The sequence below is a fragment of the Vibrio sp. A2-1 genome, assembly GCF_021728355.1.
Taxonomy (GTDB): domain Bacteria; phylum Pseudomonadota; class Gammaproteobacteria; order Enterobacterales; family Vibrionaceae; genus Vibrio; species Vibrio splendidus_K.
Map to the genome: position 1 here is coordinate 46290 of NZ_JAKKCO010000008.1, position 15897 is coordinate 62186.

Below are 15897 nucleotides of genomic sequence, written 5' to 3' on the forward strand. Positions count from 1 at the left end.
GCTTTCAAATAATGATTACGACTGGTTTCTCTCTGGCGTAAGAATCGTTGGGCCACTGTCTTTTGCAAGTTCTGGGTAATCCAACGTGTAGTGTAAGCCGCGGCTCTCTTTACGTTGCATCGCACAACGCACCATTAGCTCTGCCACTTGTAGCAAGTTACGCAGTTCTAATAGGTTGTTCGAAACCTTAAAGTAGCTGTAGTACTCATGAGTTTCTTGCTGCAGCATCTGAATACGGCGCATTGCACGTTCTAGACGTTTGTCCGTTCGAACAATACCCATGTAATCCCACATGAACAGTCTTAGCTCGTGCCAGTTGTGCTGAATGATCACTTCTTCATCACTGTTGGTGACTTGGCTTTCGTCCCATGCAGGCAGTTCAGCGCACAGTTGAGATTGGTCGATGTTTTCAACGATATCTTTTGCTGCTGCCCAAGCATACACAACACATTCAAGCAGTGAATTTGACGCCATGCGGTTCGCACCGTGTAAGCCGGTGTAACTCACTTCACCAATCGCATATAAGTTAGTTAAGTCGGTTTGACCTTGTTTATTCACCATCACACCACCGCAGGTATAGTGCGCAGCCGGTACGATAGGGATCGGCTCTTTAGTCATATCAATCCCCAAATCCATCAAACGAGTATGGATCATTGGGAAATGCGTTGTGATGAATTCTTCAGGCTTGTGGCTGATATCAACATACATGCAGTCGGCACCTAGGCGCTTCATTTCGAAGTCAATCGCACGAGCAACCACATCTCGCGGAGCCAGTTCACCACGCTCGTCGAAGTCCTTCATGAAGCGAGAACCGTCTGGACGACGCAGGTAGGCACCTTCACCACGCAGTGCTTCCGTTAGCAAGAAGTTACGCGCTTCTGGGTGGAACAAGCAAGTTGGGTGGAACTGGTTGAACTCAAGGTTTGCTACTCGACAACCCGCACGCCAAGCGATAGCAATACCATCACCTGAAGATACATCTGGGTTAGAGGTGTATTGGTAAACCTTTGAAGCGCCGCCTGTAGCTAATACAACAAATTTAGCGCGCACGGTTTCAACGTGTTCTTGGTTACGGTTCCAAATGTAGGCACCGATAACTTTGTCTTTCGAACCACCAACCTTATCTTCTGTGATCAAATCTAGCGCATTGTGGCGCTCGAAGATCTCGATGTTGGGGTGATTGTTGACGTTATCTTGCAGTGAGGTTTGCATTGCCATGCCAGTTGCATCGGCAGCGTGCAGAATTCGGCGGTGGCTGTGGCCACCCTCACGAGTGAGGTGATATTTTGGTTGGCCTTCCGTGCTGTTCTCATCTTTATCAAATGGAACACCACCATCAATCAGCCATTGCACACACTCTTTAGCATTTTCAGCAATGAATTGAACTGTATCTTCTTCGCATAACCCAGCCCCAGCAATTTGAGTATCTTCTACATGAGACTCAATACTGTCCGACTCATCGAACACCGCGGCGATACCACCTTGTGCGTAATACGTCGATCCTTCGCTGCGTGGTCCTTTGCTTAATACAATTACTTTTGCATGTTCTGCTACACGTAAGGCTAATGACAAGCCTGCCGCACCACTTCCTACCACTAATACATCACACTGATGTTCACGGTTTGCGTTCATAAAACTTATTAAATCCCGGGCTATAGTCGAGTTGTCCACTCTCAATTGACGTTGTCTTGTTTTAGGAGTTTGGCTAAGACTGTTATAATCTCTCCAAAGTCATCCTAAAACGCTACACAAAATCAATGTACAGACAGCTATCTAGAAATATTTAATTGCTCAATACCATTGCTTTTGCTCAAGTTTCCCCAAATTGATAGGGATAGCTATTTTTATTACATCACATTGTGAAACAATAATGGCAAATAATTTTAAGAAAGTTGGAACTTTCGGTATTTGGCTTAGTCACAATAGTGCTCTTGTAGACGGTGGTGTCAATACTACATTTCGCATAATTAGTACCCATATCTGTGAAGGTAAGGGTTATAACAATAGGAGTACCCGCTCGAATGAACGAGCAGCTAACCGATCAAGTGTTGATTGAGCGAGTTCAGAGTGGAGATAAGCAGGCTTTTAACTTACTAGTGGTTAAGTACCAAAATAAAGTTTGTAATCTTATCTCTCGATACGTGAATAATTCCGGTGATGTACCTGATGTAGCACAAGAAGCTTTTATTAAAGCTTACCGCGCGATACCTAACTTTCGTGGCGAGAGTGCCTTCTATACATGGTTGTACCGAATTGCCGTGAACACCGCTAAAAATCATATCGTTGCCCAGAGCCGTAGGCCGCCAGCAACAGATGTAGATGCAGAAGATGCAGAATATTACGAAACAGGCAGCGCGTTAAAAGAAATATCGAACCCTGAGAACTTAACGCTGTCAAACGAATTGAAACAAGTTGTTTTTGGAGCGATTGAAGCGCTACCAGAAGACTTAAAAACTGCAATGACGTTGCGTGAGCTCGAAGGTTTGAGCTACGAAGAGATTGCAGAAGTAATGGATTGCCCTGTAGGAACCGTACGTTCGCGTATTTTCCGAGCTCGTGAAGCGGTGGAAAAGAAAATTAAGCCTCTTTTGCAACGCTAGAACTTGTAATAATTATGGTGAAAATAATGGCTGATAAAGAAAAGCTTTCGGCACTCATGGATGGTGAAACGATCGATAAAGCTCTCATTGTAGATCTCGAATCTGATCAAGAAAGCATGGATACCTGGCAGAGTTACCATCTAATTGGTGATGTTATGCGTGGGGATGCGCCAGAAACTCCAGAGTGGAACATTGCTAACAGTGTTGCGGCAGCGCTTGATAATGAGCCTGCACATAGTGTAATGCCGAACCTGCACCAAGTGCGTGTTGAACCAACTGTTGCTCCAATTGAAGAGCAGCCTAAACCTCAGCAAGCGAAGCGTCAGCTTCCGGCGTGGTTACAACAGTTTGGACAAGTTGCCGTGGCAGCGTGTGTCTCACTCGTCGTTGTACTAGGTGTTCAACAATATGGTGGCAGCGATCCTGCTGCGCCAGAGCAGTTGCCTGTACTCCAGACGATTCCATTTGCGGGTTCTGCGGAACCAGTAAGTTTAACGCGTGACTCTGTTGAAAAGCCAGCATCTGAAGCTAACTTGCAAGAGCAGCGCAAACGCGTTCATGCAATGCTAGAAGATTATGAGCTGCAGCTAAGATTAAACAGTGATGCATCGCCAATGCAAGATGCACATCTAGAATCGGACATTGAATGAAGAAAATCCTGGTCAGTGCACTGACACTGTTCAGCTTGATGTCTCCAACAGCCTTTGCAGAGGAACCCACTGCAAAGGCGTTGTTACATCAGATGAACGAGGCCAGTCAGCATCTAAATTACGAACTCTCCTACATTTTGATCAAGAAGAGCAGTATTGAACCTCTTGTTTATCGCCATGCGGTTAACGACGACCAACAACTCGCGCACCTTGTTTACTTGAGCGGGCCTATCCGTGAAGTTATTCGACGTGGTGATGAAGTCAGTTATATTGAACCGGGCACAGAACCGTTTACCATTCAATCTGGCAGTATGGTTGCCCCTGTTATTCCGATGATTAATCGAGATATTGACGCGCTCAACGACTATTACGATTTCGTTAAAGTTGGTCGTGCTCGTGAAGCTGGAAGTACTACGCAAGTATTGCGCGTGGTGCCGAAAGATGGCCTTCGTTACTCTTACGTCGTTTGGGTAGACGAAAAAACGAGTCTTCCTTTGCGTGCCGATCTGTTGGATCGTGATGGCGAAGTGCTTGAACAGTATCGTACTATCTCTTTCGTGGTGAACGATAAGATTGCTGAGGCAATGGGGGGCTTGAATAGCGCTCAACTGCCGAAAGTCTTATCACTGCCGGAAGGCTTAGTGAGTGAAACTAACTGGCAAGCCTCTTGGATTCCTGAAGGATTTAAGTCAAAAGAGCTTAGTCGTTATCCAATGGCTGCGACCGATAAAATGGTTGAAAGCCAACTTTTCAGTGATGGGTTGTTTAGCTTTTCAGTTTATATCGCGGATAAAGACGAACATTCATTGAAAGGGCAGTTGGTACGCCAAGGACGCAGAACCTTACACAGCTTAGTGATTGGTGACAAAGAGATCTCTGTGGTGGGTGATATTCCACCAGCAACGGCCAAACGTATTGCGCAATCAGTTACGTTCAATAAACCGGTACCAGCGCAATGATGACGGCGCTGGCAACCGTTAGCTCGGTTGAACAAAGCGGTCAACAATACTTTGTTCAACTGAGCTGCGAACAACAAACCAGTTGCAGCAGCTGCTCATCTCAAAAAAGCTGCGGAACGGGTATTGTTACCAAGGCTGTTGGTAATAAATCCTTGTTTTGGCAGCTTAAAACCAAAAGTTTAGTTAAAGCCGGACAGATCGTGGAAATTGGCTTTCCAGAAAAAAGCCTACTGCAGTCTGCGGCTATTGTTTACCTCATTCCACTTTTCATGTTGATGATTGGTGCTGGTTTTGGACAACTCTTGTTGCAACCCTTACTCCAAGGGGGCGAGGGCATTGTTATCTTAAGCGCTGCTCTGTTTACTGCTGGTGGCATTGCCTTAGCTAAGCGGTTAGCCAAACCTATGGAAGACAAATCCAAGCAAGAAGTCGTCTTGATTCGAATCCTAGGCGAGCCTCTCGTCTAATTTATGATGCTTCTTGCCCTTAAATTGGGTAGAATCTGCCAACTTGATTGAAATGCCGCCACCAATGCTGACTGTAGATTGGACGCGTCGCGGCTTTCTTATTATCCCTATTCAAAGAGTTTAGTCACACCAAGCCTATGAAGCACATTCGTAATTTTTCGATTATCGCCCACATCGACCACGGTAAGTCGACCCTTTCTGACCGCTTAATCCAAGTTTGTGGAGGGTTAAGTGAACGTGAGATGGCAGCTCAAGTCCTCGATTCTATGGATATAGAACGCGAGCGTGGTATTACAATTAAAGCGCAGAGTGTGACTTTAGATTACAAAGCGAAAGATGGTGAAACTTACCAACTTAACTTTATCGACACTCCAGGACACGTAGATTTCTCTTACGAAGTATCTCGTTCTCTAGCCGCTTGTGAAGGCGCGCTATTGGTTGTGGATGCTGGTCAAGGTGTTGAAGCACAAACTCTAGCAAACTGTTACACCGCGATCGAAATGGAACTGGAAGTAGTGCCAATCTTGAACAAGATTGACTTACCTGCTGCTGAACCTGAGCGTGTTGCTGAAGAAATCGAAGAGATCGTTGGTATCGATGCGATGGAAGCGACGCGTTGTTCTGCAAAAACCGGTATCGGTGTTGACGACGTTCTTGAAAACATCGTAACAGCTATCCCACCACCGGAAGGTGATCCAGACGCGCCACTACAAGCGTTGATCATCGACTCTTGGTTCGATAACTACTTAGGCGTTGTTTCTTTGGTTCGTATCAAGAACGGTAAGCTGAAGAAGAACGACAAGATTAAAGTAATGTCGACAGACCAAGTTTGGGGTGTTGACCGTCTAGGTATCTTCACACCTAAGCAAATCGACACAACAGAGCTAAATACTGGCGAAGTTGGTTGGGTTGTTTGTGGTATTAAAGACATCCTTGGCGCACCTGTTGGTGATACGTTGACGCTTGCAAAAGGCGGTAGCACAGAACGTCTGCCTGGTTTCCAAAAAGTGAAGCCTCAGGTATACGCAGGTCTATTCCCAGTATCGTCTGATGACTACGAAAACTTCCGTGACGCACTAGGCAAACTAAGCCTGAACGATGCATCACTGTTTTACGAACCAGAAAGTTCAGCAGCACTTGGCTTTGGTTTCCGTTGTGGCTTCTTAGGAATGCTTCACATGGAGATCATCCAAGAGCGTTTAGAGCGTGAATACGACCTAGACCTAATCACAACGGCACCAACCGTAGTGTACGAAGTTGTAAAAACAGATGGCACAATTCTTTACGTCGATAGCCCGGCTAAACTGCCTGCGACTAATGATGTAGAAGAGATTCGTGAGCCTATCGCTCGTTGTAATATCCTTGTTCCGTCGGAATACCTAGGTAACGTAATTACCTTATGTGTAGAAAAACGTGGCGTGCAAGTTGATATGGTTTATCACGGTAAGCAAGTTGCTGTGACGTACGACCTGCCAATGGCAGAAGTGGTTCTAGACTTCTTCGACCGTTTGAAATCAACATCTCGTGGCTATGCGTCACTGGATTACAACTTCCAACGTTTTGAAATGTCGAACATGGTTCGTGTTGACGTATTGCTTAATGGCGAAACGGTTGATGCACTGGCTATCATTACGCACAAAGACATTGCTCAGTCTCGTGGTCGTCTACTGGTTGAGAAGATGAAAGAATTCATCCCTCGTCAGATGTTCGATATCGCGATTCAAGCAGCGATTGGTAACCACATCATTGCTCGTTCTACAGTGAAACAACTGCGTAAGAACGTAATCGCAAAATGTTACGGTGGTGATATCAGTCGTAAGAAGAAACTTCTTAAGAAACAAAAAGAAGGTAAGAAGCGTATGAAGCAGATCGGTAACGTTGAACTGCCTCAAGAAGCATTCTTAGCGATTCTTCATGTTGGTAAAGACTAACTTTATCCAGCATTAAACGAATAATTGAAAGTGGAAGAGTAGCTCGCTATTCTTTCACTTTCGTTATTTTTAAAGAAATGAAATTTAAGGGATATCAATGGCTAATACATTTTCGCTTATTTTAGTGATCGTAACTCTAGTGACCGGCATTGTATGGGCGTTGGAAAAGTTTGTGTGGGCGAAGAAACGCCAGCAAAAGCTTGCTGACGTTGAAGCACAATCGAATGGCCTAGACGCTGCAACCAGCGCAAAAGTTACGGCTCAGCCTTGGTGGGTTGAGAACAGTGTGTCCATTTTCCCTGTAATTGCATTTGTTTTGGTTTTGCGTTCATTTATTTATGAACCGTTTCAAATCCCATCTGGTTCGATGATGCCAACACTATTGGTTGGTGATTTCATCTTAGTAGAGAAGTACGCATACGGTCTAAAAGACCCGGTATGGCGCACTCAACTAGTCGAAACGGGCAAACCAGAACGTGGTGATTCAATCGTATTCAAATACCCACCTCAGCCGAATATCGACTACATCAAGCGTGTTGTTGGTATGCCGGGTGATACCATTCGCTACAGCAGCAATAAAGAAGTCTGCATTCAAGCGAAGGGTGGCAGTAGCTGTAAACCAGTGAAGTTAAGTAACGTTGAAGAAAGCCAATTTATTCAAGATGGTGTGCCTCTGATTCAGTTGAATGAACAACTGGGTGACGTGGAGCACCAAATCTTAGTTAACCCATTACGTCGTGATCGTGTGCAAGCATATCAACCTCGCAATGGTGTTAACGAGTGGATCGTTCCAGAAGGCCAATACTTTGTTATGGGTGATAACCGTGACAACAGTGCTGACAGCCGTTACTGGGGCTTTGTCCCTGAAGCAAACCTTGTTGGTAAGGCCGTTGCTATTTGGATCAGCTTCGAATTCGAACGCGGTTCAGACAGTGTACTTCCAACATGGATTCCTACTGGTGTGCGTTTTAATCGCATCGGTGGGATTCACTAATCGATCACATAACACATCGAGAGAGCATGAATTCTCCAATTGATAAACTAGAGAGAAAGATTGGCTATCAGTTTAATGATGCCGATCTTATCCATTTGGCGCTGACTCACCGTAGCGCCGCAGGTAAACACAACGAACGTCTTGAGTTTCTGGGCGATTCAATTTTAAGTTTTGTTATCGCTGATGATCTTTACCACCGTTTCCCTAAGGTAAACGAAGGTGATATGAGCCGCATGCGCGCAACATTAGTACGTGGTCATACATTGGCAGAACTAGGTCGTGAATTCGAACTAGGAGATTACTTAAAATTAGGTCCAGGTGAGTTGAAGAGTGGCGGTTTCCGTCGTGATTCTATTCTAGCGGATGCAGTAGAAGCGATCATCGGTGCTGTCTATTTAGATAGTGATACCGAGGTTGTTCGCCGCATTATTTTAAGCTGGTACCAATCTCGCCTAGAGTCTATTCAGCCTGGTGTATCTCAAAAAGATCCGAAAACTCGCTTACAAGAGTTTTTACAAGGTCGAAGAAATCCCCTACCTGTCTACACAGTGACTAATATTAAAGGTGAAGCACACAACCAAGAGTTTACGGTTGAGTGTGAAGTGGCAGGTGTGGATAAACCTGTTATCGGTAAAGGCACTAGCCGCCGCAAGGCAGAACAAGCGGCTGCTGAAACAGCATTAGAGCAACTAAGCAATGTCTGATAACAATCAAGATTTCGATATCGATGCATTCTTTTCATCTGATAGCAAAAAAACGGGCCTACCGGAAAACCAACACTGTGGCTTCATCGCTATCGTGGGTCGACCAAACGTAGGTAAATCGACGCTTCTGAACCATATTTTGGGTCAGAAAATCTCGATCACATCACGTAAACCTCAGACGACACGTCACCGTATTATGGGCGTAGAAACTGAAGGTGATTACCAAGCGATCTACGTTGATACTCCTGGACTTCATATCGAAGAAAAGCGTGCAATCAACCGTTTGATGAACCGTGCGGCGAACAGCTCACTGAGCGATGTGAACCTAGTATTCTTCCTTGTTGACGGTACTCACTGGACTGACGACGATGAAATGGTACTGAATAAGCTGAGAAAAACAGATTTCCCAGTCGTCCTTTGTATTAACAAAGTAGACAACGTTCAAGACCGTACAGACGTGATGCAACATATGATGGAAGTGTCTAAGAAGATGGACTTCCTTGATGTTGTACCAATCTCGGCGAAGCAAGGTAAGAATATCGATGTACTGCGTAAGCACGTTCGTAACTCTTTACCTAAAGCGACGCATCACTTCCCTGAAGAGTACGTAACGGATCGTTCACAGCGCTTTATGGCCTCTGAAATCATCCGTGAAAAACTGATGCGATTCACAGGCGAAGAGCTACCTTACTCAGTAACGGTTGAAATCGAGCGTTTCGATTACAACCCTGATAACGATGGCTTCCATATCAATGCTTTGATTCTTGTTGAACGTACTGGTCAGAAGAAGATGGTGATTGGTAAAGCGGGCGAGAAGATCAAAACTATTGGTCGTGAAGCTCGTATCGACATGGAAGAACTGTTCGGTCGTAAGGTTTACCTAGAGACTTGGGTTAAAGTTAAGTCTGGTTGGGCTGATGATGAGCGTGCACTTCGCTCGTTAGGCTACATCGACGATCTATAATATATTGAACGTCACTTTCTGAGATTAAGAAAGTTGAACTGAATATAATTTCAAGAGAGAGTGCGAACTCTCTCTTTTTGTATCTGTAAGAAGGGTAAGTGATTGAGCGAAGGGTTACAGCGATGCTTTGTGTTGCACCGTCGACCATACAGTGAGTCGAGCCTGATTCTAGACGTCTTCAGTGAAGAGTACGGTCGGGTGACGTTGATGTCTAAAGGTGCGCGGAGTAAGCGTTCTAATTTGAAAGGTGCATTGCAACCTTTTACGCCTCTGCTGCTTAAGTGGTCTGGCAATGGTTCAATGAAAACGTTACGCCAAGCTGAACCCATCAGCTTGGGGCTTCCTCTTGCCGGTATTAATCTGTATTCCGCTATGTATGTCAATGAGCTAGTTGGCCGTGTGTTGATGGCCGAAGTAGCCATGCCCGCATTTTTTCACGACTATCTTCATGCTTTAACAGAACTCGCTCATAATGAGAACCCTGAGCCAGCGCTACGTCGTTTTGAATTGGCTCTACTTTCCGCTATGGGGTATGGCGTCGACTTTTTGCATTGTGCTGGTACTGGTGAAGCGATCGATCCAAGTATGACTTATCGCTATCGAGAGCAGAAAGGTTTCATCGCTTCTGTACGTCGAGATAACCTGACATTTATGGGCGATGAACTTATCGCAATCAGTGAACGTAGGTTTATCACTAAAGAGCAGTTAAAAGCAGCAAAACGCTTTACACGCATAGCCTTAAAGCCGTATCTTGGCGGCAAACCATTAAAAAGTAGAGAGCTATTTATGCCCACAATAGCCCTCTCTAGAGCACGGAGTATTGGAAAATGAGCTCAATCCTTTTAGGCGTTAATATCGACCATATTGCTACACTACGTAATGCACGTGGTACTAAATACCCAGATCCAGTACACGCAGCTGAAATTGCTGAACGTGCGGGTGCTGACGGCATTACCATTCACCTGCGCGAAGATCGCCGTCATATTGTTGATCGCGATGTACGTATTCTTGCTGAGACAATCCAGACTCGCATGAACTTAGAGATGGCAGTGACGGACGAGATGGTTCAAATTGCACTCGATACTAATCCTGAGTTCGTTTGTCTGGTTCCAGAGAAGCGTGAAGAGCTGACGACGGAAGGCGGCTTGGACGTGGTTGGTCAACTTGAAAAGATCAAAGCAGCGACGGAAAAACTGTCGGCTGCGGGTATCAAAGTATCTCTGTTTATCGATGCAGATCGTGAGCAAATCGACGCAGCAAAAGCGTGTGGCGCACCGTTCATTGAGCTTCATACTGGTCATTACGCTGATGCGAAAACAGAAGAAGATCAGCAAGATGAGCTTAAAAAGATTGCTGCAGGCGCAAGCTACGCAGACGATCTTGGTATCACAGTGAATGCTGGTCATGGTCTGACTTATCATAACGTAGCGCCGATTGCGGCACTTCCTGAGATTTACGAGTTGAACATTGGTCACTCGATCATGGGACGCGCAGTATTTGATGGTTTGAATAAAGCCGTTGCAGACATGAAAGCCGTGATGGAAACAGCACGCAACAACGCTTAGTTCTTTAACTCGTCATTAGTTTAGTAGTAAGCGTTAAGCGGTTAATCAGTAGAATCGATAACGTTAATAGATAGAAGTTTGGTAGTAGGGTAAACATGGCTGTTGTTGGATTGGGTACAGATATCGCAGAAATCGAACGTGTTGAAAAGGCACTGTCACGAAGTGGCGATGCTTTTGCTCAGCGTATTTTGACCGACTCTGAGTTTGAAGTATTTCAGCAACTGAAGCAAAAAGGGCGTTACCTTGCAAAACGCTTTGCTGCAAAAGAAGCGGCATCTAAGGCGTTGGGCACGGGTATCGCGCTTGGTGTGACCTTTCACGATTTCGAGATTTCAAACGATGAGCATGGCAAGCCAGTTCTAAGCCTACATAAAAAGGCGCGTGAAATCGCAGAAGCGAGTGGTACAAAGTCGATTCATCTGACTATCTCAGATGAGCGCCATTATGCGGTGGCGACGGTACTACTCGAGTCGTAAATAGATTACCGTTACTTTATACCAATCGTAGTAAATAACTGTTCACCCTAGCTTGTTAAAAAACTCGATAACTTCGTTAGAATTTTTGATTGTAGAATAACTACTTATCGAAAAACCCTGCCTTGTTCTCAAGCTTTTTTCCTACGCTATTTTTGATCACTTACTTACTGTGATTGGTATTATATCTGGTGCTCTAGACACTAGACAGAAAAAGCAGAGCTCATGAGCTCTGCTTTTTTATTGGCTGGTAAACCGTTTAACGAATATTTGTGAGTAAGAAATGTTCGCTAGGTCTTAGCTGGTTTCAAATAATGAATCGCGGTTGCTTGAACCTTATCTAATTCATCCTGAAGTTCAAAAAGTTCAGGTTCAATGTCTTCAACGGAAGTGCCGGAACGCAGCTCTTTCTCTATCGTCGCACACACCGACTTCAGCCTTGGTACACCGCTGTATGAGCTGCTGCCATGCATCTTGTGGATGATGTGTGTCAGTGCTTCAACGGGGTAGTCACTGTCTTCGATCGCTTTCTCTGCGGCCTCATAAACCTCAGGAATAAAGTCGACTAGCATTTGCAGCATATCGCGTGCGAGGTCTTCTTTGTTAGCGGCTTGCTTCATAGCTGCTTGCCAATCAATGATGATATTCTTATGCACGTTAGCCTCAGAATCTGAAACTGAGCTATTGTCTACTTCCGCAGAGACTGCCGGGTGGGCGGGGTCTATTTTTTCAATGTGCTCAACCTCAGAGGTAGGGCTCCAATGAATCAGAACCTGCTGTAACACGTGCTCTTCAATCGGTTTGGTTAGGTAGTCATCCATGCCGGCTTCAAGTAGACGGTCCCGTTCGCCAACCATCGCGTGTGCTGTGACGGCAATGACGGGGGTATTCGCATTATTTGCTAGCTCCTTTATATTCTTACAGGCCGTCACGCCATCCATTTGCGGCATTTGGATATCCATGAAGATGATATCAAATGAGGTCTCCTTCGCCTTGTCTATGGCCTTCTGTCCGCTGGTGCAACTGATGACAGTCTCTACACGCTCTTTTAGTAGCGCGGTGATCAATTTAAGGTTTGCTGGGTTGTCGTCGACCGCCAATACAGTGAGCGGTAGCTTCTCTTCTGAGTGCGTTTCAATGGCTGGTGCAATCAAGGTTGGTGCTTGATTAGAGATCAGAGTTTGTAGAAGTTTCTTACGAGAGAGAGGCTTGGTGATGCATTGAACATCAACCTCTTTCATCAATTGTTCACCCAGAGCTAGCTCAGTACTCGGCGTACCAATAATTACGTTCTGAGCGATTTTCTTCGCGCCAATCGCCCAACCACTCACGGTATCAAATTGATACTCTTGGTTCGCGGCTAGGTTGAGTAGAACGTAGTCATACGAGGTCGATTCGTCAGGCATCACCGAACGATACGTTACCACCAAGCCTTCTTGGGTTAAGATTTGCTGAGTAATCGACGCCGCTTGCATGTTTGGCTCGATAAGCAGCAGCTGCTTGTCTTGCAGACACTGAGTCTCAATCAGCTCAGTCATCGGCATATCAGTCGTTGATAGTCTCAAAGTAAACCAGAAGGTTGAACCTTGGTGTAGGCGACTGGTTAGGCTGATCTCTCCGCCCATTTGGCTGACCAGTTTTTGGGTGATAACTAGGCCTAGCCCCGTACCGCCATAACGACGAGAGATGCTTGCGTCGGCTTGGCTGAAGGCTTGGAATAGCTGAGCTTGTTGACGCTCAGAGATACCAATACCTGTATCGCGAACCATGAATTGCAACTCGATGCTGTCTTCGCTTTGTGAACGAAGTTCAACACTGATATCAATGTTGCCACGTTCAGTAAACTTGATTGAGTTACCAACAAGGTTGGTTAGGATCTGCTGAATACGCAGCGGGTCACCAACAACGCCTGGTGGCACTTTCGGGTCTATCTTAAGTGTTAGCTCTAGGCCTTTCTCATGGGCGTTGGTCGCTTGAAGGTTCACAACCTCTTCAAGGCTGGCTTGGAACTCGAATGGGATGTTCTCGAGCGCTAATTTACCGGCTTCCAGTTTCGAGAAATCAAGAATATCGTTGATGATACTGAGTAGGTTATTTGCTGAACGTTCAATGGTTTGCAAGTAATCTGTTTGACTGGTCGATAGATGGGTTTTAAGCATTTGACGAGTAAAGCCAATCACACCGTTAAGCGGTGTTCTCAATTCGTGAGACATGTTAGCCAAGAACTCAGATTTAACACGAGCCGCTTCTTGAGCGCGTTTTTTCGCAATGTCTAACTCAACGTTTTGAATCTCTAATTGCTCTAGGGTTTCACGCAGATCAGACGTAGCCTGGTCGATACTGTGCTGCATCTCGACGTGATATTCTGATAGCGATACCGCCATCGCGTTGATACCGTTTTTCAGTGAGTCTAGCTCACCGTGCATTTTGCCTTCGATACGCACATCGAGATGACCACGACGAATTCGGTCGACCATGTTTTTCATATGTGTGATCGGTTGGGTTACGTCATGCATCAAGCGAAAAGCAAATACACCAGAAAGTCCCAGCCCCAAAATCAACACCAAGAAGGCAGAGAACACTTCTTGATACTGCTGCAATCGAAGTGATGACAAGTCTAACTCTATCGCAATATAGCCGATCGCTTGGTTGGCTTGAGACTGCCCATTGGCTGAATTGATGTATTGACCTTCAGCGATGATGGGTGTCCGAAGAATCAGCGTATTATCGAGCAGGTTCGATGAGCTTAAATGCGGGATGGGTTTATCTTTCGGATAGGTCAGGCTTTCGAAGTCTGGGTGGAAGTTTGAGGTTACAAACAGCTCATGGCGTTCATCAAACACCGCGATACTACGCACCAGCTTAGAGTTTTTTCGATGCGCATAGCTAATAAGCTGACGAACAGACTCTCGACTTTCGAGCTTCATGCCTGACTCACTAGCAATTGCCAGCGGTTCAATGATGCTAGTACCAGTATTAACCACTTGGCCCTCAAGGTCTTGATAGCGGTTAAATGAGAAAAATGCACTCAATAGCAACCCAATAATCAAGGTTGGAGCTAGAGTTAAGGTAATTACACGGGCTCTTAAGCCATATCTGGTCATGTTCTTTAATTACATCGAGGTCTGGATATGGGAAAATAACGCACACAATGGCGGTTAAGTGAACGGTAAGCTTAATCAAAGCCGTGACGTTCGACAATGATTCCAAGGCATAATAGTGAGTCCTGGATACCAATTACTTATTAAAAGATACATTAGGCACAAGCAATGGCACGTTTTTTCCAACCAAAAAAGAAAACTCAACTCGAGACCAAGCATCAATCGGTTTTGGTTGAACGAATGGATCACAATGGCGCTGGCATCGCTTATCAGAAGAATAAACCTGTTTTCATTGATGGCGCATTGCCCGGTGAGCAGGTGGTTATTCAACTTACTGAGAGCAAAAGTAAGTTTTCGCGAGCAAAACTCATCAAATTACTTAAACCGAGTGAGCTGCGTTTAAAGCCATTCTGTAAGCACTTTAATCAGTGTGGTGGCTGTCACCTTCAACATCTTGGTTACGCTTCTCAGGTTGAGCATAAATCGCAATCTTTGACGCACCTGATGAGTCAATACCAAACGGCTAACACCGAAGTTGTTGAGCCGATTGTGGGTGATGAAACCGGTTATCGACGTCGCGCGCGTATCAGCCTGTTTGTTGATAAGAAGACACAGCAGCTTCAGTTCGGTTTCCGTAAGAAACAAAGTAAGCAGATTGAAAATATCACCGATTGTGCCGTGTTGGATCCTCGCCTTAATGTATTGCTGCCAAAACTGAAAAGTTTACTCAATACTTTCAGCAACCTTACGTCTTTAGGACACGTTGAATTGGTGTTGGGCGATACTGGCCCGGTGATGGTGCTGCGTCACCTTAAGCCTTTGGTTGAGAAAGATGAGCAAGCATTGATTGCACTCGCTAAAGCGGAAGGTGCCACGTTGTATACTATGCCTGAAACGGACAAGCTCGTTCGTTTAGTCGGTGATGCTCCAGTTTATAGCGAAACAGGCGTGACTTTACCTTTTGAGCCAAACCACTTTATCCAAGTTAACCAGAAAGTGAACCAGAAAATGGTTGCTCAAGCGATTGAGTGGCTAGAGCCTCAAGCCGATGAGCGAGTGCTCGACCTGTTTTGTGGCTTAGGGAACTTCAGTTTGCCTATTGCACAACAATCTGCGTTTGTAGTGGGTGTTGAAGGTGTTGATGAAATGGTTCAACAGGCCACATCTAACGCAACTTTAAATCAATTGAGTAATACAGAATTCTATCAAGCGAATCTTGAAGAAGAGCTATCTTCACAGCCTTGGGCAAAAGAAAGATTTGATAAAATCTTACTTGATCCAGCACGTGCTGGAGCGAGTGGGGTCGTTGATCAAATTTCAGGGTTAGGAGCGAAGCGTGTGGTTTATGTTTCGTGTAATCCTGCTACTCTAGCTAGAGATTCAGAGAGCTTAGAAAAGCAAGGCTATCAATTAGCCAAGCTGGGTATGTTGGACATGTTCCCACACACCAGTCATCTAGAATCGATGGCTCTCTTTATCAAGGCTTAGA

14 protein-coding genes are annotated in these 15897 nt (G+C 45.3%); 12 read left to right on the forward strand and 2 right to left on the reverse strand.

What is annotated here, in order from left to right; genetic code table 11:
• Positions 1-15 precede the first annotated feature (15 nt).
• Positions 16-1632: an L-aspartate oxidase gene (nadB, locus tag L3V33_RS19535; protein WP_017084322.1), complete on the reverse strand. Its 1617-nt coding sequence runs from the start codon at positions 1630-1632 to the stop codon at positions 16-18.
• 389 nt (positions 1633-2021) lie between these two features.
• Here nadB and rpoE point away from each other — a divergent pair, with 389 nt between their 5' ends.
• The 11 genes from rpoE (at position 2022) to acpS (ending at position 11310) form a co-directional block, all read left to right on the forward strand.
• Entirely contained in the window at positions 2022-2600 is a 579-nt protein-coding gene (rpoE, locus tag L3V33_RS19540) for an RNA polymerase sigma factor RpoE (protein WP_004735377.1), read from the forward strand.
• A gap of 26 nt (positions 2601-2626) precedes the next feature.
• Entirely contained in the window at positions 2627-3250 is a 624-nt protein-coding gene (locus tag L3V33_RS19545; RefSeq protein WP_114634015.1) for a sigma-E factor negative regulatory protein, read from the forward strand.
• Positions 3247-4209, forward strand: a complete 963-nt coding sequence (gene rseB, locus L3V33_RS19550) for a sigma-E factor regulatory protein RseB (RefSeq protein WP_114634014.1) — start codon at positions 3247-3249, stop codon at positions 4207-4209. Before L3V33_RS19545 ends, rseB begins: the two co-directional genes overlap by 4 nt.
• Positions 4206-4676, forward strand: coding sequence for a SoxR reducing system RseC family protein (locus tag L3V33_RS19555; protein WP_017084321.1), 471 nt, complete (start codon positions 4206-4208; stop codon positions 4674-4676). Before rseB ends, L3V33_RS19555 begins: the two co-directional genes overlap by 4 nt.
• A 137-nt stretch (positions 4677-4813) precedes the next feature.
• Positions 4814-6607: a translation elongation factor 4 gene (gene lepA, locus L3V33_RS19560; RefSeq protein WP_171313216.1), complete on the forward strand. Its 1794-nt coding sequence runs from the start codon at positions 4814-4816 to the stop codon at positions 6605-6607.
• A 97-nt stretch (positions 6608-6704) separates the two neighbouring features.
• Positions 6705-7601 carry a signal peptidase I gene (gene lepB / locus L3V33_RS19565; RefSeq protein ID WP_017077797.1) on the forward strand — a complete coding sequence of 299 codons (897 nt, stop codon included), beginning with the start codon at positions 6705-6707 and terminating at the stop codon, positions 7599-7601.
• A gap of 26 nt (positions 7602-7627) precedes the next feature.
• Positions 7628-8305 (forward strand): ribonuclease III, encoded by a 678-nt coding sequence (gene rnc, locus L3V33_RS19570; RefSeq protein ID WP_004735383.1) that lies wholly within the window; start codon positions 7628-7630, stop codon positions 8303-8305.
• Positions 8298-9269, forward strand: coding sequence for a GTPase Era (era, locus tag L3V33_RS19575; protein WP_004735384.1), 972 nt, complete (start codon positions 8298-8300; stop codon positions 9267-9269). Before rnc ends, era begins: the two co-directional genes overlap by 8 nt.
• Before the next feature lie 102 nt (positions 9270-9371).
• The gene (recO, locus tag L3V33_RS19580; RefSeq protein WP_012604785.1) at positions 9372-10100 is read left to right on the forward strand and encodes a DNA repair protein RecO; all 729 of its coding nucleotides are present in this window, start codon (positions 9372-9374) and stop codon (positions 10098-10100) included.
• Positions 10097-10834 carry a pyridoxine 5'-phosphate synthase gene (gene pdxJ / locus L3V33_RS19585; protein ID WP_009847651.1) on the forward strand — a complete coding sequence of 246 codons (738 nt, stop codon included), beginning with the start codon at positions 10097-10099 and terminating at the stop codon, positions 10832-10834. The genes recO and pdxJ overlap by 4 nt, the downstream gene beginning before the upstream one ends.
• A 95-nt stretch (positions 10835-10929) precedes the next feature.
• Complete coding sequence (acpS, locus tag L3V33_RS19590) at positions 10930-11310, forward strand: holo-ACP synthase (protein WP_017077798.1); 381 nt, start codon at positions 10930-10932, stop codon at positions 11308-11310.
• A 287-nt stretch (positions 11311-11597) separates the two neighbouring features.
• Here acpS and barA read toward each other — a convergent pair whose 3' ends face one another.
• Positions 11598-14411 (reverse strand): two-component sensor histidine kinase BarA, encoded by a 2814-nt coding sequence (gene barA / locus L3V33_RS19595; RefSeq protein ID WP_171313217.1) that lies wholly within the window; start codon positions 14409-14411, stop codon positions 11598-11600.
• A gap of 165 nt (positions 14412-14576) precedes the next feature.
• Here barA and rlmD point away from each other — a divergent pair, with 165 nt between their 5' ends.
• Positions 14577-15896 (forward strand): 23S rRNA (uracil(1939)-C(5))-methyltransferase RlmD, encoded by a 1320-nt coding sequence (rlmD, locus tag L3V33_RS19600; RefSeq protein WP_171317360.1) that lies wholly within the window; start codon positions 14577-14579, stop codon positions 15894-15896.
• Position 15897 lies beyond the last annotated feature (1 nt).